The sequence below is a fragment of the Bradyrhizobium sp. AT1 genome, from assembly GCF_001590795.1.
Taxonomy (GTDB): Bacteria; Pseudomonadota; Alphaproteobacteria; order Rhizobiales; family Xanthobacteraceae; genus Bradyrhizobium.
In genome coordinates this window covers 3,071,078-3,093,170 of sequence record NZ_JXDL01000001.1, presented here as the reverse complement: position 1 = coordinate 3,093,170, position 22,093 = coordinate 3,071,078, and the positions used below count along the sequence as shown (strand labels likewise).

Below are 22,093 nucleotides of genomic sequence, written 5' to 3'. Positions count from 1 at the left end.
TCTCCGCGAGTCCGTCTGTCACCGTCCTTGTGGTGACTCCCCCTCACCCCAACCCTCTCCCCGCAAACGGGGCGAGGGAGAAGACCTACCCCCGTCTCACGCTCGCGCCGCCATCCACCGGCAGCGTCACGCCCGTGATGAAGTTTGCCTCATCGCTCGCCAAAAACAGCGCGGCGTTGGCGACGTCCCAGCCGGTGCCCATCTTCTTGCGGAGCGGCACCTTGCCGTCGCGTTCGGCTTCGACCTCGGCGCGGGTCTTGTGCCATTCGCGGGCGCGGGTGTCGACGGCCATCGGCGTGTTCATCAGGCCGGGCAGGATGACGTTGGCGCGGATGCCGTATTCGGCGTTCTGATAGGCGAGCTGTTCGGTGAAGGCGATCATCGCCGACTTCGTCGCCTTGTAGGCGACGTAAGGATAGGTCGTGATCGCGGCCATCGATGAGATATTGATGATGGCGCCGCTTCGCTGCGCACGCATGATCGGGATCACCTCTTTCGCGGCGAGGATGCAGCTCTTCAGATTGATGGCGACGACACGGTCGAACGCTTGTTCAGTCAGTTGCAGCAGCTCGGCGTCGCCGCCGGCAAGACTGACGCCGACATTGTTGTGCAGCACGTCGATCCGGCCCCAGCGCGCCTGCGCGTCCTGGACCATCGCCTTGATGTCGGACAACTTCGTCACGTCGGCCTTGAACGCTGTGGCGGTGCCTTGCGCTGCCGCGATCATCGCAACCGTTTCCTGCGCGGACTCCAGATGATGATCGACGCACAAGACCTTCGCGCCTTCGCGGGCGAAGGTCAGCGCGGTGGCGCGGCCGTTGCCCATGCCTTCGCCGGGGCTCTGGCCGGCGCCGACGACGATCGCAACCTTATCCTTCAAACGCATCATTTCGCTCCCCGGTCCGCTTCCCGTTCATTGCTTTATTTTCGTGCAGATTAGCAACGGCCTTGCGTGGAGAGAAGGGCGCCACTCCCGCGTTCATGTCATTGACATCACATGGAATTGCATGTTGCGGCCGGCCGATCGCGCATGGATGCCCCTTGCTGCTCCGGAACCGTTCCGAGGTCGCGGCGTTTGTTGCGGAGCCTGTCCCGCGCTAGGCTCTGTCCCGGGGCTTCCGAACCGCCAGTGGCTTGCCGATGAATCTGCTCGATCCGCAAGGGCCCGTGGCTGCGGCCAACAGCACGATCCTGGTCGATTCCGTCTTCATCATGCTCGTGATCGTGGTGCCGACCATTGTCGCGATCCTGGCCTTTGCGTTCTGGTTTCGCGCCTCCAACACCAAGGCGCGCTACCAGCCTGACTTCGTCTACTCCGGCCGCGTCGAGATGGTGGTGTGGTCGATCCCGGCGCTGACCGTGATCCTGCTCGGCGGCGTCGCCTGGATCGGCTCGCACCAGCTCGATCCCGCAGTGCCCGTGCCGGGCACCGGCAGCCCGGTGCGAATCCAGGCCGTCTCGCTCGACTGGAAATGGCTGTTCATCTATCCGGACCAGCGCATCGCCACCGTCAACACGTTGACGGTGCCGGCCGGCGCCGAGCTGAACTTCCAGCTGACGTCGTCGAGCGTGATGAACACGTTCTTCATCCCGCAGCTCGGCAGCATGATCTACACCATGAACGGCATGGTGACGAAGCTGAACCTGCGCGCCGACAACGAAGGCAAGCTGCAGGGGCTGTCGGCGCATTTCTCCGGCGACGGCTTTCCCGACATGATGTTCGACGTCAACGTGGTCTCGCCGCTCGCCTTTCCGGATTGGGTGGCGACCACGGCGAGGTCCGATGCCGTGCTGAACGAGGAGAGCTACAAGAAGCTGATGCAGCAGGGCATCGAGAAGGGCAGGCCGACCTATCGGCTCGAAGACCCCAGGCTGTTCGACCTTATCGCGACCCAGCACATTCCGCCAGGGCCCGGGCCGGAGCTGATCTCCGATGCCGGCCGCCCTCACAGTGGAGGCCACGATGCTCGGTAAGCTCGATTGGTCGGCCATCCCGTTCGACCAGCCGATTCCGCTCATCGCCGGCGCGGTGGTGCTGGTCGCGATCCTCGCGGTGCTGATCTGGGTCGTGGTGAAGGGACATCTGCCCTATCTCTGGCATGAATGGATCACCAGCGTCGATCACAAGCGGATCGGCGTGATGTACATCCTGCTGGCGTCGGTCATGCTGCTGCGCGGCGGGAGCGACGCCATCATGATGCGGATTCAGCAGGCCATCGCCTATCAGTCGCAGGGCTATCTGCCGCCGGAGCACTACAACCAGATCTTCTCGGCGCACGGCACCATCATGATCTTTTTCGTGGCGATGCCGTTCGTGATCGGGCTGATGAACCTCATCGTGCCGCTCCAGCTCGGCGTGCGCGACGTCGCGTTCCCGACGCTCAATTCGGTCGGGTTCTGGCTGACTGCGACCGGCGCGCTGCTGGTCAATCTCTCGCTCGTCATCGGCGAATTCGCGCGCACCGGCTGGCTCGCCTTTCCGCCGCTGTCGGGATTGTCCTATTCACCGGGTGTCGGCGTCGATTACTACGCCTGGTCGCTGCAGATCTCCGGCGTCGGCACGCTGGTGGCCGGGATCAATCTCGTCACCACGGTCCTGAAGCTGCGCACCAAGGGCATGAACTATCTGCGCATGCCGATGTTCTGCTGGACCACGCTGGCCTCCAACCTCCTCATCGTCGCGGCGTTCCCGATCCTCACCGCCACGCTCGCGATGCTCCTGCTCGACCGCTATCTCGGCTTCCACTTCTTCACCAACGAGGCCGGCGGCAACGTCATGATGTTCATGAACTTGATCTGGGCCTGGGGGCATCCGGAGGTCTACATCCTGGTGCTGCCGGCCTTCGGCATCTTCTCCGAGGTGGTTTCGACGTTTTCCGGCAAGGCGCTGTTCGGCTATCGTTCGATGGTGCTCGCGACCATGGCCATCTGTGTCGTCTCCTTCATGGTCTGGCTGCATCATTTCTTCACGATGGGGGCAGGCCCCAACGTCAACGCCATCTTCGGCATCGCAAGCATGATCATCGCGATACCGACAGGCGTGAAGATCTACAACTGGCTGTTCACGATGTATGGCGGTCGCATCCGCTTTGCGACGCCGATGCTGTGGTCGATCGGCTTCATGGTCACGTTCATCATCGGCGGATTGACGGGCGTGCTGCTCGCGGTGCCGCCGGCCGACTTCATGCTTCACAACAGCATGTTCCTGGTCGCGCATTTCCACAACGTCATCATCGGCGGCGTGCTGTTCGGCGCCTTCGCAGGTTACGAATATTGGTTCCCGAAGGCGTTTGGCTTCCGACTCGACGAGCGCTGGGGCAAGGCCGGGTTCTGGTTCACCTTCCTCGGCTTCTTCATCACCTTCATTCCGCTCTACGTCGCCGGCATGCTCGGCATGACGCGACGGATGCAGCATTATGATGTCGCCGCGTGGCGGCCCTGGATGATCGTTGCGGCCGTCGGCATGGCCGTGCTGACGATCGGCGTGATCTGCCAGATCGTGCAGCTCGTGGTCAGCATCCGCAATCGCGAGACGCTGCGCGACCGCACTGGCGATCCCTGGGACGGTCGCTCGCTGGAATGGGCGACCTCGTCGCCCCCGCCCGTGTTCAATTTTGCCTTCAATCCGGATGTGCGCGGCGAGGACGCCTATTGGGACATGAAGGTCCAAGCTCAGCAGCAATCGCTCGAACGCGACGGGCCGGAATATCGGGACATCGAGATGCCCAGGAATTCCCCGACCGGCTTCGTCTGCGCGTTCTTCGCCACCATCATGGGCTTTGCGCTGATCTGGCATATCTGGTGGATGGTGATTCTGGGCGGCCTCGGCGCATGGGCGACCTTCGTCGTGTTCGCCTGGCGCGACCATGACGAATACGTCATTCCGGCCGAGGAGGTCGCAGCGATCGACCGCGTCAATCTCGAGGAACGTCGCAGCCTCGTCAGCATGGCGGGGACGGCCTGATGACGATGACCGCAACCGCAAGCCAGGCGCACGCCGATCCCCATCATATCGGGCTCGTGGTCGAACATCCCGGACCCGCATCGAAGCGGATCGTGACCGCCTACGGCTTCTGGATATTCCTGCTCTCGGACATCGTGATGTTCTCCTGCTTCTTCGCGGCCTATGCGGTGCTGTCCGGTCAGACCGCGGACGGCCCGAAGGGCTCGGAGATTTTCGAGCAGAGGAATGTCGCGATCGAGACGGTCTGCCTGCTGCTGTCGAGCTTCACCTGCGGCATGGCCAGCATCGCCGCCGATATGCGCAACCGGTTCTGGTTCTATCTCGGCATGACCGTGACCTGCGTGCTCGGGCTGATATTCCTCGCCATCGAGTTCCGCGAGTTCGCCGATCTCGTCGCGCGCGGCTACGGCCCGTCCCGCAGCGCGTTCCTGACCGCGTTCTTCTCGCTGGTCGGCTGCCACGGCCTGCATGTCTCCGCCGGCGTCTTGTGGCTGCTCACCATGATGGCCCAGGTGTTCGCCAAGGGTTTTCGCGCCGATGTCCTGCGCCGGATGATGTGCTTTGCGCTGTTCTGGCATGCGCTCGATATCGTCTGGGTCGGAGTGTTCTCAGTTGTCTATCTGCTTGGGAGTGGCGCATGAGCGATCAGACGCATATGCCGGCCGGGCACGATCTCGCGCCGGGTGACGAAGAGCAACACAGTGTCGGTGCCCGCATCCTCGGCTACGTCGTTGGCCTTGTGCTGGCGCTCCTGCTCACCGCGACGTCGTTCTTCATCGCCGGCACCGATCTGGTCTGGCAGCCGTCGATCCCTGTCGCGCTGATCGTGCTCGCCATCGCGCAGATGGGGGTGCACCTGGTGTTCTTCCTGCACATCACCACAGGCCCTGATAACACCAACAACGTGCTGGCGCTGGCCTTCGGATTGATGGTGGTGTTTCTCGTGGTCGGCGGCACAGTCTGGATCATGGCGAATCTGAACGCCAACATGCCGCCGATGGACCAGATCATGCGGATGCAGTGAGATAAAGACCTGCCCAAAAAAGAAGAGCCGCTTGTGGTGACAAGCGGCCCAAGTCTAGGGAGGAAACGCCCAAGCAAGGACAATCCGAGGAGGATCGTCTGCCAAGGAAACGCCCGCGCAAGCGCTTGCGTACGCATAGAGATGCAGCAACTTTCGACTTTGTTCAATTCCGGATCAATACGGACCAGGACTACCACTCACGGGTGCGTGAACGGCTATGTTCACTTCGGGCGGCGGCAGTTGTAGGCCTTGCGAAAGCCGGCCGCCTGGGCGTCGTCCTCCGAGCAGAACCAGCGGTCCGGCTTGGTGGTCGCCGGGTAGCTCGGGCAGCCCCGCAGATGATAGATGCCGATATTGCCGGTGACGCGGGCACGCACCGCGAGCTTGCCCTTGATGCTGCAGCTCGGCGGCATCGTCAGCTCGTCCGGGAACAGTACCGCGCGGATTTCCTTGTCGCGGTCCTGGCGGCAGGCTGCGCCTAGGAGGGCGCCGTCCTTCTTGCCGTTGCGGAAGTCTTGCGGTGCAACAAAGCAACCCTTCCAGATGCCGGCCGAGGCGGTCTTGGCTTCGCCCGCCGCCGGCTTGACGTTCGCCTTGATCGGCTCCCGCGCCACGGCAAAACCGAGCTTGACCAGTTGCTCGTTCAAGCTCGCCTTGTCGCCCTCGGCGGTGCAGATGGCGCGGTGCCGCTTGCCAAAGCTCTTCTCCGGCCCGACATCGTCGCAGCGCACGGAGCGCTTGTTGATCAGCTTGGCCAGCTGGTCGCGCGCCTCGATACCGCAGGTCCAGGGGTCGGCGTGATCGTCGATACAGACCTGGTCGAGCTCGGGCGCGTCGACGCCGTCGAGCCGGTAGGTGACGTCGCCAAGCTGGATGGAGTTGCCGTCGCGGACCGTCGCGGCGCCGGTCAGCGCGGAAGCCGGCTCGGAGGACGCCAGGAATCCGGACAAAGCGAAAAACCCAACGAGCGCAAAAGCGCGGGCGGCGGCAAAAACATTTCGGAAGGACATACGGTCTCGCTATCGATTGGCTCGGTCGCCTGTTCCTAGCACCCGGATGTGGCGATACCAATGGTCTGCATCCTGCGAGGTGCGACATTCCGGCCTCGCGGCTTTACTCCCCGCCCGCTCTGATCCTATCGTTCGCCGGCTTGCGAACCGTGCAGGCCGAATCGCCCGAGAAGCGGCGAGGGCGGAGGAAAAGGTTGCGATGAAAGAGCCCGTGGACGTCCTGATCATCGGCGCCGGCGCATCAGGCGCTGCGGTGGCGTGGTCGCTGGCCGAGACCAAGATGCACATCCTCTGCCTGGAGCAGGGCGGCTGGATGAACCCGGCGGAATATCCGAGCACGGGCCGGGATTGGGAGGCCAAGTTCTTCGGCGAGTGGTCGTCGAGTCCGAATGTCCGCGGCCGGCCCGAGGACTATCCGATCAATGACGACAATTCGCCGATCAAGGTCGTGAACTATAACGCGGTCGGCGGCTCGACCGTGATGTACACCGCGCATTGGCCGCGGCTGCATCCCTCCGATTTCAAGGTGAAGACGCTCGACGGCGTCGCCGACGACTGGCCGATCGACTACGACGCGCTGACCCCGTTTTTCGAAGAGAACGACCGCATGATGGGCACCTCAGGCCTTTCAGGGGATCCGCTCTCACCGCTGACGCATCCGCCGATGCCACAGCAGCCGCTCGGCCTGTCCGGCGCCATCATCGGCAAGGCCATGAACAAGCTCGGCTGGCACTGGTGGCCGTCGGACACGACGGTCGCGACGATGGACTACGAGGGCCGCGCGCGCTGCATCAATCTCGGCCATTGCACGCCGGCCTGCGCGCAGGGCGCGAAGTCGTCGACCGACATCACCTATTGGCCGCATGCGATCCGAGCCGGTGTCGAACTGCGCACCCATTGCCGGGTCCGCGAGATCACGACCGACGAGAACGGCATGGCTTCGGGCGTGGTCTATTACGACAAGGATGGCGTCGAGCAGTTTCAGCCGGCGCATGTCGTCATCATCGCCTGCAACGGCGTCGGCACGCCGCGGCTGCTGCTGAACTCGGCGTCCTCGCGCTTCCCGAACGGGCTTGCCAATTCGTCCGGCCTCGTCGGCAAGAATTTGATGTTCCACCCCTATGCGCAAATCTACGGTTATGTAAAAGAGCCGACGGATAGCAACCGCGCGCCGCCGACCTGCCTCTGGAGCAAGGAGTGGTACGACACCGACCTGTCGCGCGGCTTCGTGCGCGGCTATGGCGTGCAGTTCGTGCGCGGGGCGGGGCCGGTGTTCGAGGCCGTCATCAGCGAGCAGAAGGGCATTCTGCCCTGGGGTGAGGATCACCACCGCGTCTTCCGCAAGCTGAACGGCCACCGTCTCGGATTTTCCGCGATCTGCGAGGATCTGCCGGAGGAGCACAATCAGGTCACGCTCGATCCCGTGCTCAGGGATAGCCACGGCATTCCCGCGCCGAAGATCGACTACAAGCTCAGCGAGAACAGCCGGAAGATGATGGCGCATGCGCTGGCCCGCGGGCGGGAGATTCTCGAGACGGCCGGGGCGACCGACATCTGCGTCAACTCGCCAATCCCGTGGGGCGGCTGGCACCTGCTCGGCACTGCGCGGATGGGCACCGATCCCGAGCGCTCGGTCGTGAACGAATGGGGCCGCACGCACGATGTGAAGAATCTCTTCATTGTCGACGGTAGCATCTTTGTCACATCAGGCGGCGTGAACCCGACCTCCACCATCCAGGCCCTCGCGCTCTACATCGCCGACCAGATGAAGCAGCGCCTGGCTAATTTGTTCGATTGAGGCCGTCATGTCCGCAGACAATCAACTCACGCCGCGGCAGCGCGATGATCTCCGCGTCATTGCGGCGATGATCATTCCCGCCAGCGACGAATACAAGGTGCCCGGTGCCGACGATCCCGCGATCCAGGCCGACATCCTGGCGACGCTCGGCCGTGACACGAAACCAATGACGGCTGCGCTGGATCATCTGGCGCGGCTTGCGGGAATGCCGCTCGCCGACCTTACGCCCGAGGCCCGCGACAGCGTCGCGCAAGAGTTCCGCAAGCACGGCGACGCGCCGGCCGCGACGCTCGTCCGCGTGGTGCTGCAATGCTACTACCGCGACGATCGCGTGCTGCGCTCGCTCGGGCTCGAGCTGCGCGCGCCGTTCCCCAAGGGCCATGTGCTTCCGGACGGCGACTGGTCGTTGCTCGACCCGGTCAGGGCGAGACCCGTTAGCCTGAGGCGAGCGCCCTAGCCATCTGGGCAGTCCAGCCCTGCGCATCTTGCGCGGCAGGGAGCAGGCCACCATCTGTGTGAGCCTTCAAGGACTCTTGCCATGCTGGACTTCACCTCAGATATCGCCGATGACGCGCCGTCATCGCGAACGGCGGCGGCTGCTCCGGTCGATGACGGAGCGCTGCTGGACGCCTATTCCAATGCCGTGATCGACGTGACCGACCGCGTCGGCCCCGCGGTCGTGCGGGTCGAGACCGGGCCCAAGGTGCCTGATAGACGCGAGCGCGGCGGGCTCGGCTCGGGCATCGTGATCTCGCCTGATGGCCTCGTGCTCACCAACAGCCACGTGGTCGGCACGTCCAAGGAGATCCGGCTGCGCGACGTCGAGGGCCATGTCGGCGATGCACAGGTGCTCGGCGTCGATCCCGACACGGATCTGGCGCTGCTGCGCGCCAACGGCGTGCGCCATCTGCCTTATGCTGCGCTCGGCAACTCCAAGACGTTGCGTCGCGGCCAGCTGGTGATCGCGATCGGCAATCCGCTCGGTTTCGAATCGACCGTCACCGCCGGCGTGATCTCGGCGCTCGGCCGCTCGATCCGCTCGGTCAGCGGGCGCACCATCGAGGACGTGATCCAGACCGATGCCGCGCTCAACCCCGGCAATTCTGGCGGCCCGCTGGTGTCCTCGCATGCCGAGGTGATCGGCATCAACACCGCCATTATCAACGGCGCGCAAGGCATCTGCTTTGCAGTCGCCAGCAACACCGCGCAATTCGTGCTGGCGGAGATCATCCGTCACGGCTATGTCCGCCGCGCCTATATCGGCGTTGCCGGACAGACCGCGCCGATCCCGCGACGTCACGCGGTGCTGGCCGGCATCGAAAACAAGATGGGCGCGCTGCTGGCGCAGATCGAGCCGGATGGCCCGGCGGCGAAGGCGGGCCTGCTCCCCGGCGACGTCGTGATCCGGCTCGACGGCGTCGAGATCAACGGCGTCGACGATCTGATCCGCGTGCTCGACCGCGACCGGATCGGCCGGCGGATCGCCATGGACGTGCTGCGGCTGGGCCGGCTGCGGGCGATCGACATCGACCCGATCGAGCGCAAGCCGCAACGCTAGCGCTCGATGGTCGAGGCGGAGTATGACGGTGTCATGCCTCGCTTCCCGATCCTCGCCGCATGATGCCGGCGCACGAGACCTACGACGTCATTGTCATCGGCGCCGGTGCCGGCGGCATGACGGCGGCGGCCGTGGCCGCTGCTGAAGGCTTGCGCGTGCTGGTGATCGAGAAGACCGCGTTCGTCGGCGGCACCACCGCCTGGTCCGACGGCATGGTCTGGATCCCCGCCAATGCCAGGATGAGGGAGGCGGGGCTCTCCGACAGCGTCGCGGACGCCGTGCAGTATCTGTCTAGCACTGTGCCCGAGCCCGCCAATGCCGGCCTGCGCGCCGCCTTCCTCGCGCGCGGGCCAGAGGCCGTCGCCTGGCTGGAAGCCAACACCGAGGTGCGGCTTCAGCCGGTGAAAGCCTGTCCTGATTGTTATCCGGAACGGCTGGGCGCGACGTCCGGCGGCCGTGTGCTGGAGCCGGTGGCGTTCGATGGCACGCGGCTGGGAGCTGCCTTGGCGCGATTGCGGCCGCCGCTGCCGGAGGTCACGCTGTTCGGCGGGATGATGGTCGGTCGTCTCGATAGTCCGCACCTGCGGAAGGTGGGAAGATCGCTGCGCTCGACCCTGCGCTCAGCGCGGCTGATTGCCGAATATGCATTGCAGCGTCTGCGCAGCCCGCGCGGAACGTCGCTGCATCTCGGCAACGCGCTCGCTGCGGGATTGTACGCCTCGCTGCTGGCGCGGCAGGTTGAAATTCTGTTCAGCGCCGACGTCGAGGATCTCTCGATGCAAGGTAACCGCGTCAGCGGCGTGGTGATCCGGCACGGCTCGCGCGACCGGCAGATCGCAGCGCGCCGCGGCGTGGTGCTGGCGACCGGCGGCTTTTCGCACGATGCGAGCTTGCGCAAACGCTTCTTCCCGGCCGGCGCCGGCTTTATCTCCGCGACCGCCCCATCCGTGACAGGCGATGGACTTCGGCTCGCGGCCACAGCCGGTGCCGCACTCAATACGGACGCGACTAGCCCGGCCTATTGGGTGCCGGCCTCGCTGTTCATCCGCACTGACGGTAGCCGCGGCGTATTCCCGCATATCGCGACCGACCGCGCCAAGCCCGGCGTGATCGCCGTCAATGCGGCAGGGCGGCGCTTCGACAACGAGGCGCTGTCGCACCACGAATTCGTGCGTGCCATGCTCCGCGACGGCAATGGCAAAGCGGACACGCCGTTCTATTTGATTTGCGACCGTGCGTTCCTGTGGGCCTACGGCCTCGGCCGCATCAAGCCGTTGACGCGTGGTGTACGGCGTTACGTGGCGCGTGGCGAGTTGGTCGCGGCGCCTGATCTCGCGCAGCTCGCAGCCAGGATCGGCATCAAGCCCTCCGTGCTGACGGCAACGGTTGTGAGCTACAACGAGGGCGCGAAGGAGGGCCGCGATCCCGAATTCGGCCGCGGCAGCACGATCTATCAGCGCCATCTCGGCGATATCAGCCACAAGCCCAATCCCTGCGTCGCGCCGGTCCTTCGCGCGCCGTTCTTCGCCATGCGGATCTATCCCGCCGATCTCGGCACAGCGATCGGCATGAAGGTCGACGCCCAGGCCCGCGTGCTGCGCACGGACGGCACGCCGATCGCGGGTCTCTACGCCTGCGGCAACGACATGGGCTCGATCATGAACGGCAACTATCCGGCGCCTGGCATCATGCTGGGACCGGCCCTGACGTTCGGGTATATCGCGGGACGGCATCTGGCGGTGGGGGCGATGGCGGCGCCGGCTGACGCGAAGACCGCTGTCTGAATGTCGTCTCCGCGATATCCACGCCATTGCGAGCGCAGCGAAGCAATCCAGGAATCTTTCTGTGGAGGCAGTCTGGATTGCTTGGTCGCAAGGGCTCCTCGCACTGACGTGGAGAGAGCTGGCCCCAGTTTCTACTCCGCTGCCGCGGCAAAGCGGCTGTTCTCGAGCTCCGCTTCCAGCCGCGCCGTCTCGGCCGCCGCGAGCTTGACGTTGGCCTCCTTGACGTGGCCGAAGCCGCGGATCTTTTCCGGCACGCGCGCAAGGCGCGCCAGCAGCGGAATCTGCTCTGCCTTCAGCCCGGCCATCCGCTGATCGATCATCGCGAGATAATCCGCGACCAGCTTCCGCTCGGTCCGGCGCTCCTCGGTACGGCCGAACGGATCGAGCGCGCCGCCGCGCAAAAACTTCAGTCTGGCCAGCACGCGGAAGGCGTGGAGCATCCAGCCCCCGAACTCCTGCTTCTGCAGCCGGCCCGTCGCCTTGTCGCGCTTGGCGAAGATCGGCGGAGCGAGGTGGTACTTCAGCGTGAAGTCGCCGTCGAACTTTTCGGACACTTTCTTCGCAAAGCTGCCGTCGGTGTAGAGCCGCGCGACCTCGTATTCGTCCTTGTAGGACATCAGCTTGAACAGGTTTTTCGCGACCGCCTCGGTCAGCTCCGTGGACGCCGGCGACGCCGCGCCCTCGGCCTTGCGCACCTTGGCAACGGCCGCAAGGTAACGGTCGGCATAGGCCTTGTCCTGATAACCGGTCAGGAATTCGGCGCGCGTCGCGATGATGTCGTCGAGCGACTTGGTCGGCGCGGCGGCGCGGGCCTTGAATTGCAGCACGCTGCGCACCCGCGACATGTCGTGGGCGGCAAGGCGCCCCCAGGTGAAGGCGAGCTTGTTCATCTCGATCGCCGCGCCGTTGATCTCGATGGCGCGGAGCAGGGCCTCCAGCGACAGCGGGATCGCGCCCTTCTGGAACGCGAAGCCGAGCATGAAGGGATTGGTGGCGATGCTGTCGCCCATCAGCGCCGCGGCGATGCCGGTGGCGTCGATGATGTCGAGGTTGTTGTCGCCGATGGCGTCGCACAGCACGGTCTGCATCGTGCCCATCTCGAAATCGAGATCGGGGTTTTGCACGAAGCTCGCGGTCGGCTGCAAATCGGCGTTGATATAGGCCTTGGTCACGCCGCGCTCGGCACGGCTGAGCGCGGAGGGGCCTGCCGAGACGATCATGTCGCAGCCGAGGATGACGTCGGCGCCTCCGGTGGTGATGCGGACCGCGGAGATGTCCTCCGGCTTCGGTGCAATGCGCACATGGCTCATCACCGCGCCGTTCTTCTGCGATAGGCCGGTGAAGTCGAGCGCCGAGCAGCCGCGGCCGTCGACATGGGCGGCCATGCCGAGCAGCGCGCCGATGGTGATGACGCCGGTTCCGCCGATGCCGGTGACGAGGATGTTGTAGGGGCCGTCAAGCTCGCGCGCCGGCGGCAGCGGCAGATCGGCGAACAGTTGGCCGGAATCCACCGCCGATGTCTTCATGCGCTTCAGGCTGCCGCCATGCACGGTCACGAAGCTGGGGCAAAAGCCTTCGACGCAGGAGAAGTCCTTGTTGCAGTTCGACTGGTCGATCTGGCGCTTGCGGCCGAACTCGGTTTCCAGCGGTTGCACCGAGACGCAGTTGGAGGCCTGCGAGCAATCGCCGCAGCCCTCGCAGACGAGCTCGTTGATGAAGGCGCGCTTGGCGGGATCGGGATAGAGCCCGCGCTTGCGGCGGCGGCGCTTTTCCGCGGCGCAGGTCTGATCGTAGATCACGACCGTGAGGCCCTTGATGTCGCGCAGCTCGCGCTGCACGGCATCGAGCTCGCGGCGATGATGGATGGTCGCACCTTGGGGGAAGTAATTGCCTTGCGGGTACTTGCCGGGATCGTCGGAGACGATCGCGAGCCGCTTGACGCCTTCGGCCCAGACCTGGTGCGCGATCTGCGCGACGTTGAAGGCGCCTTCGGCGGGTTGGCCGCCGGTCATCGCGACCGCGTCGTTGTAGAGGATCTTGTAGGTGATGTTGATGCCTGCGGCTGAAGCCGCGCGAAGGGCAAGAAGCCCGGAATGGGTGTAGGTGCCGTCGCCGAGATTCTGGAAAATGTGCTGCTCGGTGGTGAAGGGCGACTGGCCGATCCAGTTCACGCCCTCGGCGCCCATATGCGAGATCAGATCGGTGCGGCGGGTCGGCATGCTCAGGGCCATGCCGTGACAGCCGATGCCGGCCATGGCGCGGCTGCCCTCGGGCACGCGCGTCGAGGTGTTGTGCGGGCAGCCCGAGCAGAAGAACGGCGTGCGCGCGAGCTTGATCTGCGTGCTTGTAGTGACGGGATTGTCAAGGGCCTCGAGCCGGGCGAGACGCTGCTCCAGCACCGGGCTATGATGGCCGAGCTTGCGCAAGCGCGCCACCAGCGCGCCCGCGACGATCGTCGGCGTCAGCTCGCCCTCGCTCGGCAAGAGCGGCGCGCCAGTCTCGTCGCGCTTGCCGGTAACCGTCGGGCGCCTTGATGCATCGATGTTGTAGAGGATGCGCATCAGCTGGTCTTCGATGAAGCCGCGCTTTTCTTCGACCACGAGCACGTCCTGCAGACCTTCAGCGAAGCGCTTCGCGCCGCTCTCCTCAAGCGGCCAGGTCAACGCGACCTTGTAGATGCGCAGGCCGAGATCCTGGGCGTCCTTGTCGGTAATCCCTAAGTCGGCCAGCGCCTGGCGCAAATCGAGATAGGCCTTGCCGGTGGCGACGATGCCGAGCCTTGCGGGCTTGGAATCGAGCACGATGCGGTCGAGCTGGTTGGCCCGGGCAAAAGCCTGCACGGCCGCCATCTTCGGCCCGAACAGGCGCTTCTCCGCTTCCAGCGGCGGATCGGGCCAGCGGATGTTGAGACCGCCGGGCGGCATCTCGAAATCGTCGGGGAGCACGATCTTGATACGTTCGGGATCGCTGTCGATCGAGGCCGAGCTCTCGACGGTCTCGCTGATCGCCTTGAAGCCGACCCAGCAGCCGGAGAAGCGCGACAGCGCGAAGCCGTAGAGGCCGAGGTCGAGATAATCCTGCAGGGTCGCGGGATTGATCACCGGGATCAGCGCCGCCGCGAACACCTGCTCGCTCTGATGCGCCAGCGTCGAGGATTGGCAGCCATGGTCGTCGCCGGCGAGCGCCAGCACGCCGCCATTGCGGGAGGTGCCGGCGGCGTTGGCATGCTTGAGCGCGTCGACGGAGCGGTCGACGCCGGGGCCCTTGCCGTACCAGATGCCGAATACGCCATCGACCTTGGCGCCGGGAAACAGCCCGACCTGCTGGCTGCCCCAAACGGCGGTCGCGGCCAGATCCTCGTTCAGGCCCGGAACGAAGGCGATGTCGTGCTGCTGGAGGTGCGACTTCGCGCGCCACAGCGCGTGGTCGTACATGCCGAGCGGGGAACCGCGATAGCCCGAGATGAAGCCGCCGGTGTTGAGACCCTGGAGCCGGTCGCGTTCGCGCTGCAACATCGGCAAGCGGACCAGGGCCTGTGTGCCGGACAGGAAGATCCGCTTCGATTCGAGCCGGTATTTGTCGTCCAGCTCGACCTGCAACAGCGTCATTTCGGAAGTCCTCGTCTCGATTCGGCGTGGGGTTTGCGCTGCGGGAGGGATGGGCGGCTGCGCGACACGAATTGTGACAGTCAAGAGCATGGGCCGGCGAAGTCAATACGGCTAGCCGCATCCGTGGCGCTCCTGCTAGTCATGGCTTCCAGTGGAGAGCACCATGACGGCACATGCATTCGACACCGAGATCACGGAAACGGCCGAGACGCTGATCGGGCCGTGGCGTCAGCCGCGCCAGATGCTGCAGGCGCAGACCTATGATGCGCACGCCTCGATCCACGACGATGCCACCGCACAGAAGCTCGGTTTCAAGGGCGGCACCATCGAGGGGCCAACCCATTTCAGCCAATTCGCACCGCTCGGCGAACGGCTATGGGGACGAGCCTGGTTCGAGACGGGATGTCTGTCCGCGCACTACCGCAGTGTCTGTTATGAAGGCGAGGAGGTGCAGGCGATCCTGTCGAAGCCACTGCCCGGGACCAGCCAGTGCCAGATCCAGATGGTCAAGCGCGACGGCACCGAGGTGCTGCGTGGCACGGCCTCGGTTGGTGAGCCTCACGCTGCGACCGCACTCGAGGCGCGCCTGAGCGAACTGAAGCCGCTCGCTGACCCCGTGATCCTGCGCGATGTGAAGGTCGCGCACACGAGCAAGCGGCAGACGGTGCGGATGGCGTTCGACCAGATCATGGGCGATCTCTACCCGTTCTCCCTCCGGCAGAAGCTCGCGGTCATCACCGAGAACTCGCCTTATTATTCCGGCGTCGACAATCCGTGGGGCAGGGCCATCATCCCGATGGAGATGCTGAGCGTGCTGGTCCAGTACCGCTCCAAGGACGATCCGCTGCCAACCAAAGGCCCGGCCGTCGGCCTGTTCGCCGATCAGGAGATCCGCCTGCTGAAGGGGCCGCTCTTCGAGGGCGAAGCGTACGAGGTCGAACGCGAGGTGGTTGCGCTGTCCGGCAGCCGCCGCACCGAGAGCGCCTGGGCCAGGACGCGCGTGTTCGACAAGGCGGGCACGATGGTGGCGACCATGCTGCTCAACATGGCGACGCTGAAGGAGTCTTATGCGCCGTACGAGGAAGAGTATCGGCAGTTGTATGGGGCCGGGCGATAGAGGCTGGGCGTCGCCACACACTCTCCTCGTCATTCCGGGGCGGGCCTAGCGAGAGCTCTGATGCGCAATTGCGGATCAGACGCGTCGCCCCGGAATGACCTGGGATTGCCGCCCATCCTTTGAGCAAATGCACGTCGCAAAGCCGTCGCACAGGGAATAAGCAGCTGCCGATCACCGACGTAACCTTCTGAGCATACTGCGAATTCTTTCGCGCTCCACGCGTCACCGCAATTGTACACAATGGCATGGCGCTTGCAGAACTCCTGGCAGGGTTCTCGCGAGGGGCGGGCGTCATGCTGAGTTCGAGCAAGTCGACATTGGGCGTCATCAGCGCCGAGCCTGAGCCGATCAAGCTCGACTGGGCCACCACCGCCCTTCTCATCATCGACATGCAACGCGACTTCATGGAGCCCGGCGGCTTCGGCGAGACGCTCGGCAACGACGTCAGCCAGCTCGCGCGCGCGGTGAAGCCGATCGGCGCGCTGCTGAACGCGGCGCGCGATACCGGCATGCTCGTGATCCACACCCGCGAGGGCCATCTGCCAGATCTCTCCGATGCGCCGGCGGCGAAGGTCGAGCGCGGCGCGCCGTCCTTGCGCATCGGCGATCCCGGCCCGATGGGCCGCATCCTCATCCGCGGCGAAGCCGGTCACGACATCATCCCCGAGCTCTATCCGCTCGACAGCGAAATCGTGATCGACAAGCCCGGCAAGGGCGCATTCTACGCCACCGAGCTTGCCGACGTGCTGGAGAAATACGGCATCGAGAATCTGCTGGTGTGCGGCGTCACCACCGAGGTCTGCGTCAACACCACCGTGCGCGAGGCCAATGACCGCGGCTACCGCTGCGTCGTCATGTCGGACGGCTGCGCGTCCTACTTCCCCGAGTTTCACGAGATGGGCCTGAAGATGATCAAGGCCCAGGGCGGCATCTTCGGCTGGGTCGCGAGCTCAGCCGCGGTACTGGAGGCGATGAAGGTTTCGATCACATAGGGGTAACATCATGAGCACATTGACGGGGACGGCCGGCAAGCCTGAACTGAACAAGTCCGAGTTCAAGCCGGTACTATGGACATCAGGCGACTGGAACGCGTTCTTCGGCTTCGGCACCAATATCCTCGTCAACATGTTGGTGCTCACGGGCCTGTTGCGCTTCGTCTTGAAGATGCCTGACAGTCTGGTGTTCGGCCGCATCCTGCCCGCGCTCGGGCTGATGATGTGCCTCTCGACCTTCTATTACGCCTACCTCGCTTATCGCCTGGCCCAGAAGACCGGCCGCACCGACGTCTGCGCGCTGCCCTCGGGCGTCAGCGTGCCGCACATGTTCATCGTCACCTTCGTCATCATGTTGCCGATCACGATCAAGACCGGCGACCCGCTCAAGGGCTGGTCCGCGGGACTGGTCTGGGTCTTCTTCCAGAGCTTCATTCTCATGATCGGCGGGTTCATCGCGCCGTTCATCCGCAAGATCACGCCGCGCGCGGCGCTGCTCGGCACGCTCGCCGGCGTCTCTGTCACCTTCATCTCGATGCGGCCGGCGCTGGAGATGTACATGACGCCGCAGATCGGTCTGGTCTGCTTCGCCATCATCCTGGTGAGCTGGTTCGGCGGCGTGAAATACTGGCGCGGCATTCCCGCCGGCCTCGTCGCCATCGCCGTCGGCATGATCATCGCATGGGGTTCGAACCTGTTCGGGCTCGGCCTCGGCGGATTGAGCGTGAAGGGCGTAGGCGATGCCTTTGCCAATTTCGGCTTCTCGGTGCCGATTCCTGCCGTGGGCTACGTCTTCTCCGGCTTCGAGTTTCTCGGCATCATCCTCGTCACTGCCATTCCGTTCGGCATCTACGACCTCGTCGAGGCCATGGACAATGTCGAGAGCGCGGAAGCGGCCGGCGACGAATATCCGACCACGCGGGTGCTCACGGCCGACGGCGTCGTCAGCCTGATCGGCTGCCTGATGGGCAATCCCTTCATCAACGCGGTCTATATCGGCCATCCCGGCTGGAAGGCGATGGGCGGCCGCATCGGTTACTCCGCCGCAACCGGCATCATGGTGATCGTGCTGGCCTGGTTCGGCATCATCTCGGTGCTGCTGGCATTGGTGCCCGTGGTCGCGATCTCGCCGATCCTGCTCTACATCGGCATGCTCATCGGCGCGCAGGCGTTCCAGACCACCCCGATCAAGCACGCGCCCGCGATCGTGCTGGCGCTGACGCCGCACCTGGCCGCCTGGGCCAAGCTGCAGATCGACACGATGCTGGGCTCGACCATGAACGCGGCGGCAAGCGTCGGCGGCATGGCCGCCGACAAGGCCGATGCCGTGAAAGCCGCAGCTATCGCCGCGCTGCCGCAGCAGGGCGTGTTCTACCACGGCCTCGAAGTCATGGGCGGCGGCTCCATCCTCGGCGGCCTCATCCTGGGCGCGATCGGCGTCTTCATCATCGAGCGCGACTTCGAGAAGGCGTCAGCCTTTGCGCTGGTTGGTGCGGTCCTGACCTATTTCGGCTTCATGCACGGCGAGGCCGTCGGCATTGGTGGCGGATTTGGCGTCACGCCCGCCGTCGCGTTCGCCTATGCCGTGATGGCGGCCGGGCTTTTCGCCGCCAGCAAGCTCGGCGCCAGCGAACACTATGCCGCGCATCCCGAGATGTCGGCCGCGCCGGCGGAGTAGGCAATAGCGCAAGACTCAGCGAAGCGGCCGGCCTGTGCCGGCCGCTTTCATTTCAGGGCCGCACCGCCGGTGTCTCCATCGACAGGCCGCGTGCCCGCGACATCAGATAGAGCTCAAGCGCGACCAGCTCGGGCGAGCCGTAATCATAAGCCTGGGCGCGCACGCCGCTCATGCAGCTGCGTAAGCGCCGCTCCAGCGATCCCAGCGTTTGCCATTCCAGCCGGTAGAGCGGATAGCCGGTCGGCTGTCCCTGCGTGATCGGCGCGCCGGCGAGGCGCTTGTCGAAATTGTCGTCGTGGCAGTTGGTGCAGGCGAGGTTGAGCTGGCCCTCGCGCTGCATGAAGAGCTCGCGGCCTTGCTCCACGAAGGGTTTTGCCTGCGGATCGTCGCCGGCGGTGATCGCGACACCGCGCGATTGATGGGCGACGAAAGCGGAGAGCGCCAGGAGGTCGCGGCCCTCGTAGGGCAGCGGCGCGGCCTGCTGATGATTGGCACGGCAGAGATTGATGCGCTGGTCGAGCGTGATGGGGCGGCCAAGCGCTTTGTCGAAGGCGGGATAGCGCGCGGCGACGCCCTTCATGCTGCTGCGCGCGTCGCCATGGCAATCGGCGCAGGCCTTCTCCGCGCTGCCGGTCTTCTTCGCCCACAGCGCCTCGCCCTCGAGCACGAACAGCATGCCGGGATTGGAGGTGTCGTCATCCTGCATCGCACGCGTATCGGGCCCCATGAATGAATAACCGGACCGGCGCGCGTCGGGCGGGATTTCACCGGCGAGCAGGGCAGGGGCCGCGGCGAACAAGGCCGCCGCTGCGATCGCGCGCCAGACGCTCATTCGACAATGATCGATGCCGAGGCGGTTGACGAATAGCCGTTGTCACCGATCCATTCGAACTCGAACTTGCCGCTTTCCCTGGCGACCGTGAAGAACGACAAATAGGGATTGGCCGCGATCGCCGGAAACAGGTCGGCGCGGAAGATCTCGGCGCCGTTGTAGCGGCAACTGAAGCTCGTGATGATGTCGCGCGGCACCAGCTTGCCATCGGCGGTATGGCGGAAGCCCGTTTCCATGATGTGCGAGGTCAGCGTGCGGATCTCGATGACCTCGCCGCGCCTTGCCTTGGGCGGGACATTGATGAGCGCGGGCATCAGTTCATCTCCTCGGTGCAGGCGGCGAGCGTCACGACGACGTCTGCGGCAATCTGCCAAAACGTATCGTCGGAGAGACGGGCGATCGCCACCACCTTCTGGGTGTCTGCGAGGCGTATTCGCGTCGCGACCTGCGCGCGGCCGGAGGAGGGGGTGAGGTAGAAATTGCCGATGTTGGGCTGCGGGTTCTTCTCGTTGAACACGTGGATGCTCTTGACGTAGTCGGTCGCCGTCATCGGGCTCGCGACACTGACCGTCATCGGCACGGTGTTTCCGTTCTCGACCAGCGGAGGAATATCGAGCTTCACCTTGCCGGTGCGAATGGGTGCTTCGCCGACGACGTTACGGATCGCGGTGTTGAGCATGGCCGGCGTCGCCTCGATCGGCCGCAGCGTGACGACCGGCATGACCCCGGCGGTCGTGATGCCGCCTGCAAGGCTTAGAAATTGTCGTCGCGTGGTCGGCATGCTCTGTCCTAGTTCCGAAGCGTTGCAAGAAAGGCCACGATGTCCTCGATCTCCACGGCCGACAAGATCGGCTTGCCCGCGAAATTGCGTCCGACGCGCACGAGTCCGTCGTTGCGATAATAGGACGGCATGATGGTCTGCGCGTTGAAACGCGACGCATCGACCAGTCGAAGCCGCAACTGGCTCCCCGTCCATCGGTTCCCGGCACCGCCGAGGTCGGGCGCGAGGTCTCCCTGGAACCGCGTTTCAGGAAAGGGGCCGGAATGGCAGAGGATGCAGGTCGTGGTGCGCGCGAGCACCAGTGTGCGCCCGCGGGCGGCATCGCCGGGGGAGCCCGTGAGCGAAGCGGGAATGCCGTCGCCGACGATCGCGTAGGGGACGAGTTCGTCCGCTTTGGTCTGCGGGGAGAGGGCCAGGCTCGCCGCGATGAATGCAGCGATCGCAGATATCGGAGGGCGTGCACGGCGCTGCCGCGAGCTCCACTTACCTCTCCCGCTTGCGGGAGAGGTCGAGCCGAAGGCGAGGGTGAGGGCTCTCTCCTCTTGGGGGGTCTCGCGAGTGGAGACACCCTCTCCCCAACCCTTCCCCGCAAGCGGGGGAGGGAGCGCACCGACTTCATCGCAGGCTCGTCCCATCATTGCTCTAACCAAACGTCTCTGCCGTGATGGTTTGAAACCAACGCTCCGCCTCCGCAGCCTCGCGCGTGCGCAGCTCGCGCGGCGCGTCGACCGGGCTGGTCGCGCCGCCTTCGACCTCGGCGAAGATGTCGCCTTTGGGCTGGTAATTGCCGGCGAGCGAGAAGCCGTAAGCGGGGGCAACGATGTTGTAGCAGACCCCGGTGAGCCGCGGCGATTCCAGCGCGCGGCCGGCGAGCAGGTTGACGATGGCGGTTGCGCAAGCCTTGCCTTGCGTGCTTGCGGCCGACGCGGATTTGGGAATGCCGCCGCCAAGGCAGGCATCGCCGATGACGTGGATGTTCGGGACGAGTTTCGACTCGAAGCTCACGGGATCGATCGGACACCAGCCGGTCGCATCGGTAGCGCCCGCGGTCTCGGCGATGTGGCCCGCACGCTGCGGCGGGATGACGTTGGCGACGTCGGGCGTGTAGTTGCCGAACTCGGTGACGATCGTCATGTTCGAAGGGTCGACCGAGGTCACGCGGCCGCCTTGCGACAGGCCGATGCGTTCGATCATGTCGCCATAAAGTTCCTTCCATGCCCGCTCGAACAGCCGCTGCTGGGAGAAGCTGTCCTTGGCATCGAGGATCAGGACTTTTGAACGGGGCTTGTTGGCCTTGAGGTAGTGCGCGATCAGGCTGGCGCGCTCGTAAGGGGCCGGCGGGCAGCGCGAGGGATTGGCCGGGATCGCAATGGCGACCGTGCCGCCGTCGGCCATCGCTTCCAATTGCCGGCGCAGCAGCAATGTCTGAGCGCCGGCCTTCCAGGCGTGCGGCATTTTTTGCGATGCGGCCTCGTCATAGCCGGGCATGGCTTCAAAGTGGAAGTCGATGCCGGGCGAGAGCACGAGGCGGTCATAGGGCAGGGCGACGCCGTCGGCGGTCACGACGCTGCGTCGTTCCGGGTCGATCGTGGTCACGGCCTGCCCGATCACGGTGACGCCATCGGCGGCGATCTTGTCGTAGCCGAATTGCTGCGCTTCGATGTCGCGCAGGCCTGCAATCACCGCGTTGCTGAACGGGCAGGAGGTGAAGACCGCGTTGGGTTCGATCAGGATGACGTGCAGGCTTTCCTGCGCACGCTTCAGCGCGCGGGCGCAAGCCGCGCCGCCGAAGCCGCCGCCGACCACGACGACACGTCCCGTGGATTGCGCACGCAAGATCGATGGCCGCGCCAGCGTTGCGGCCGCCATGGTGATGCCGAACACGGCATTCCGCCGTGTCACCGGGCGCTTGATCATCAGGGACATTCGAAAAGGGGCCGCGGCGGC

At 65.0% G+C, this 22,093-nt stretch carries 19 protein-coding genes; 11 read left to right on the top strand and 8 right to left on the bottom strand.

Annotated features, from left to right (window positions below; translation table 11 throughout):
* Nucleotides 1-85: 85 nt before the first annotated feature.
* Nucleotides 86-886 (bottom strand): SDR family NAD(P)-dependent oxidoreductase, encoded by an 801-nt coding sequence (locus SE92_RS14525; RefSeq protein WP_063203525.1) that lies wholly within the window; start codon nucleotides 884-886, stop codon nucleotides 86-88.
* A 254-nt stretch (nucleotides 887-1,140) separates the two neighbouring features.
* Here SE92_RS14525 and SE92_RS14520 point away from each other — a divergent pair, with 254 nt between their 5' ends.
* From SE92_RS14520 to cyoD, 4 genes are read left to right on the top strand one after another with little or no spacing between them, the layout of a single operon-like run.
* Nucleotides 1,141-1,974, top strand: coding sequence for a cytochrome ubiquinol oxidase subunit II family protein (locus SE92_RS14520; protein WP_063196397.1), 834 nt, complete (start codon nucleotides 1,141-1,143; stop codon nucleotides 1,972-1,974).
* The gene (gene cyoB / locus SE92_RS14515; RefSeq protein WP_063203524.1) at nucleotides 1,964-3,964 is read left to right on the top strand and encodes a cytochrome o ubiquinol oxidase subunit I; all 2,001 of its coding nucleotides are present in this window, start codon (nucleotides 1,964-1,966) and stop codon (nucleotides 3,962-3,964) included. Before SE92_RS14520 ends, cyoB begins: the two co-directional genes overlap by 11 nt.
* Nucleotides 3,964-4,605: a cytochrome (ubi)quinol oxidase subunit III gene (locus SE92_RS14510; RefSeq protein WP_063196396.1), complete on the top strand. Its 642-nt coding sequence runs from the start codon at nucleotides 3,964-3,966 to the stop codon at nucleotides 4,603-4,605. The genes cyoB and SE92_RS14510 overlap by 1 nt, the downstream gene beginning before the upstream one ends.
* On the top strand, nucleotides 4,602-4,988 hold the full coding sequence (gene cyoD / locus SE92_RS14505; protein ID WP_063196395.1) for a cytochrome o ubiquinol oxidase subunit IV: 387 nt from the start codon (nucleotides 4,602-4,604) through the stop codon (nucleotides 4,986-4,988). Before SE92_RS14510 ends, cyoD begins: the two co-directional genes overlap by 4 nt.
* Before the next feature lie 221 nt (nucleotides 4,989-5,209).
* On the opposite strand, the gene SE92_RS14500 is transcribed toward cyoD, so the two are convergent.
* Nucleotides 5,210-5,998 carry a thermonuclease family protein gene (locus SE92_RS14500; RefSeq protein ID WP_063196394.1) on the bottom strand — a complete coding sequence of 263 codons (789 nt, stop codon included), beginning with the start codon at nucleotides 5,996-5,998 and terminating at the stop codon, nucleotides 5,210-5,212.
* 199 nt (nucleotides 5,999-6,197) lie between these two features.
* On the opposite strand from SE92_RS14500, the gene SE92_RS14495 reads away from it, so the two are divergent.
* The 4 genes from SE92_RS14495 (at nucleotide 6,198) to SE92_RS14480 (ending at nucleotide 11,138) form a co-directional block, all read left to right on the top strand.
* A complete protein-coding gene (locus SE92_RS14495) occupies nucleotides 6,198-7,796 on the top strand; it encodes a GMC family oxidoreductase (protein ID WP_063196393.1) in 1,599 nt (532 codons plus the stop codon).
* A gap of 7 nt (nucleotides 7,797-7,803) precedes the next feature.
* Nucleotides 7,804-8,253: a hypothetical protein gene (locus SE92_RS14490; RefSeq protein WP_063196392.1), complete on the top strand. Its 450-nt coding sequence runs from the start codon at nucleotides 7,804-7,806 to the stop codon at nucleotides 8,251-8,253.
* Nucleotides 8,254-8,334: 81 nt separating this feature from the next.
* Nucleotides 8,335-9,354 (top strand): S1C family serine protease, encoded by a 1,020-nt coding sequence (locus SE92_RS14485; RefSeq protein WP_063196391.1) that lies wholly within the window; start codon nucleotides 8,335-8,337, stop codon nucleotides 9,352-9,354.
* Nucleotides 9,355-9,413: 59 nt separating this feature from the next.
* Entirely contained in the window at nucleotides 9,414-11,138 is a 1,725-nt protein-coding gene (locus SE92_RS14480) for an FAD-dependent oxidoreductase (RefSeq protein ID WP_063196390.1), read from the top strand.
* 131 nt (nucleotides 11,139-11,269) lie between these two features.
* Here the strand turns inward: SE92_RS14480 and SE92_RS14475 are convergent, their stop codons facing one another.
* On the bottom strand, nucleotides 11,270-14,746 hold the full coding sequence (locus SE92_RS14475; RefSeq protein WP_063196389.1) for an indolepyruvate ferredoxin oxidoreductase family protein: 3,477 nt from the start codon (nucleotides 14,744-14,746) through the stop codon (nucleotides 11,270-11,272).
* Between the two features lie 163 nt (nucleotides 14,747-14,909).
* Between SE92_RS14475 and SE92_RS14470 the strand changes: the two genes are divergently transcribed.
* The 3 genes from SE92_RS14470 to SE92_RS14460 all read left to right on the top strand — a co-directional run bounded on the left by SE92_RS14470 (nucleotide 14,910) and on the right by SE92_RS14460 (nucleotide 18,533).
* Entirely contained in the window at nucleotides 14,910-15,863 is a 954-nt protein-coding gene (locus SE92_RS14470; RefSeq protein ID WP_063196388.1) for a hypothetical protein, read from the top strand.
* 293 nt (nucleotides 15,864-16,156) lie between these two features.
* A complete protein-coding gene (locus tag SE92_RS14465; protein ID WP_063196387.1) occupies nucleotides 16,157-16,855 on the top strand; it encodes a cysteine hydrolase family protein in 699 nt (232 codons plus the stop codon).
* A gap of 10 nt (nucleotides 16,856-16,865) precedes the next feature.
* Nucleotides 16,866-18,533, top strand: a complete 1,668-nt coding sequence (locus tag SE92_RS14460; RefSeq protein ID WP_063196386.1) for a hypothetical protein — start codon at nucleotides 16,866-16,868, stop codon at nucleotides 18,531-18,533.
* A gap of 52 nt (nucleotides 18,534-18,585) precedes the next feature.
* On the opposite strand, the gene soxA is transcribed toward SE92_RS14460, so the two are convergent.
* The 5 genes from soxA to SE92_RS14435 form a co-directional block, all read right to left on the bottom strand.
* Nucleotides 18,586-19,365: a sulfur oxidation c-type cytochrome SoxA gene (gene soxA / locus SE92_RS14455; RefSeq protein WP_063196385.1), complete on the bottom strand. Its 780-nt coding sequence runs from the start codon at nucleotides 19,363-19,365 to the stop codon at nucleotides 18,586-18,588.
* Nucleotides 19,362-19,679, bottom strand: coding sequence for a thiosulfate oxidation carrier complex protein SoxZ (gene soxZ / locus SE92_RS14450; RefSeq protein WP_063196384.1), 318 nt, complete (start codon nucleotides 19,677-19,679; stop codon nucleotides 19,362-19,364). Before soxZ ends, soxA begins: the two co-directional genes overlap by 4 nt.
* Nucleotides 19,679-20,146 carry a SoxY-related AACIE arm protein gene (locus SE92_RS14445; RefSeq protein ID WP_063196383.1) on the bottom strand — a complete coding sequence of 156 codons (468 nt, stop codon included), beginning with the start codon at nucleotides 20,144-20,146 and terminating at the stop codon, nucleotides 19,679-19,681. Before SE92_RS14445 ends, soxZ begins: the two co-directional genes overlap by 1 nt.
* A gap of 8 nt (nucleotides 20,147-20,154) precedes the next feature.
* A complete protein-coding gene (gene soxX / locus SE92_RS14440) occupies nucleotides 20,155-20,595 on the bottom strand; it encodes a sulfur oxidation c-type cytochrome SoxX (RefSeq protein ID WP_157095882.1) in 441 nt (146 codons plus the stop codon).
* 193 nt (nucleotides 20,596-20,788) lie between these two features.
* Nucleotides 20,789-22,060 (bottom strand): NAD(P)/FAD-dependent oxidoreductase, encoded by a 1,272-nt coding sequence (locus tag SE92_RS14435; RefSeq protein WP_198172928.1) that lies wholly within the window; start codon nucleotides 22,058-22,060, stop codon nucleotides 20,789-20,791.
* Nucleotides 22,061-22,093: the final 33 nt, after the last annotated feature.

Coding starts and splice junctions, on each gene's coding strand:
- soxA (WP_063196385.1), bottom strand. CDS start 19,365: ATGAGCGTCTGGCGCGCGATCGCAGCGGCGGCCTTGTTCGCCGCGGCC.
- cyoD (WP_063196395.1), top strand. CDS start 4,602: ATGAGCGATCAGACGCATATGCCGGCCGGGCACGATCTCGCGCCGGGT.
- SE92_RS14525 (WP_063203525.1), bottom strand. CDS start 886: ATGCGTTTGAAGGATAAGGTTGCGATCGTCGTCGGCGCCGGCCAGAGC.
- SE92_RS14460 (WP_063196386.1), top strand. CDS start 16,866: ATGAGCACATTGACGGGGACGGCCGGCAAGCCTGAACTGAACAAGTCC.
- SE92_RS14495 (WP_063196393.1), top strand. CDS start 6,198: ATGAAAGAGCCCGTGGACGTCCTGATCATCGGCGCCGGCGCATCAGGC.
- SE92_RS14475 (WP_063196389.1), bottom strand. CDS start 14,746: ATGACGCTGTTGCAGGTCGAGCTGGACGACAAATACCGGCTCGAATCG.
- SE92_RS14465 (WP_063196387.1), top strand. CDS start 16,157: ATGCTGAGTTCGAGCAAGTCGACATTGGGCGTCATCAGCGCCGAGCCT.
- SE92_RS14510 (WP_063196396.1), top strand. CDS start 3,964: ATGACGATGACCGCAACCGCAAGCCAGGCGCACGCCGATCCCCATCAT.
- soxZ (WP_063196384.1), bottom strand. CDS start 19,679: ATGCCCGCGCTCATCAATGTCCCGCCCAAGGCAAGGCGCGGCGAGGTC.
- SE92_RS14480 (WP_063196390.1), top strand. CDS start 9,414: ATGATGCCGGCGCACGAGACCTACGACGTCATTGTCATCGGCGCCGGT.
- SE92_RS14500 (WP_063196394.1), bottom strand. CDS start 5,998: ATGTCCTTCCGAAATGTTTTTGCCGCCGCCCGCGCTTTTGCGCTCGTT.
- SE92_RS14490 (WP_063196392.1), top strand. CDS start 7,804: ATGTCCGCAGACAATCAACTCACGCCGCGGCAGCGCGATGATCTCCGC.
- SE92_RS14470 (WP_063196388.1), top strand. CDS start 14,910: ATGACGGCACATGCATTCGACACCGAGATCACGGAAACGGCCGAGACG.
- SE92_RS14520 (WP_063196397.1), top strand. CDS start 1,141: ATGAATCTGCTCGATCCGCAAGGGCCCGTGGCTGCGGCCAACAGCACG.
- SE92_RS14445 (WP_063196383.1), bottom strand. CDS start 20,146: ATGCCGACCACGCGACGACAATTTCTAAGCCTTGCAGGCGGCATCACG.
- SE92_RS14485 (WP_063196391.1), top strand. CDS start 8,335: ATGCTGGACTTCACCTCAGATATCGCCGATGACGCGCCGTCATCGCGA.
- cyoB (WP_063203524.1), top strand. CDS start 1,964: ATGCTCGGTAAGCTCGATTGGTCGGCCATCCCGTTCGACCAGCCGATT.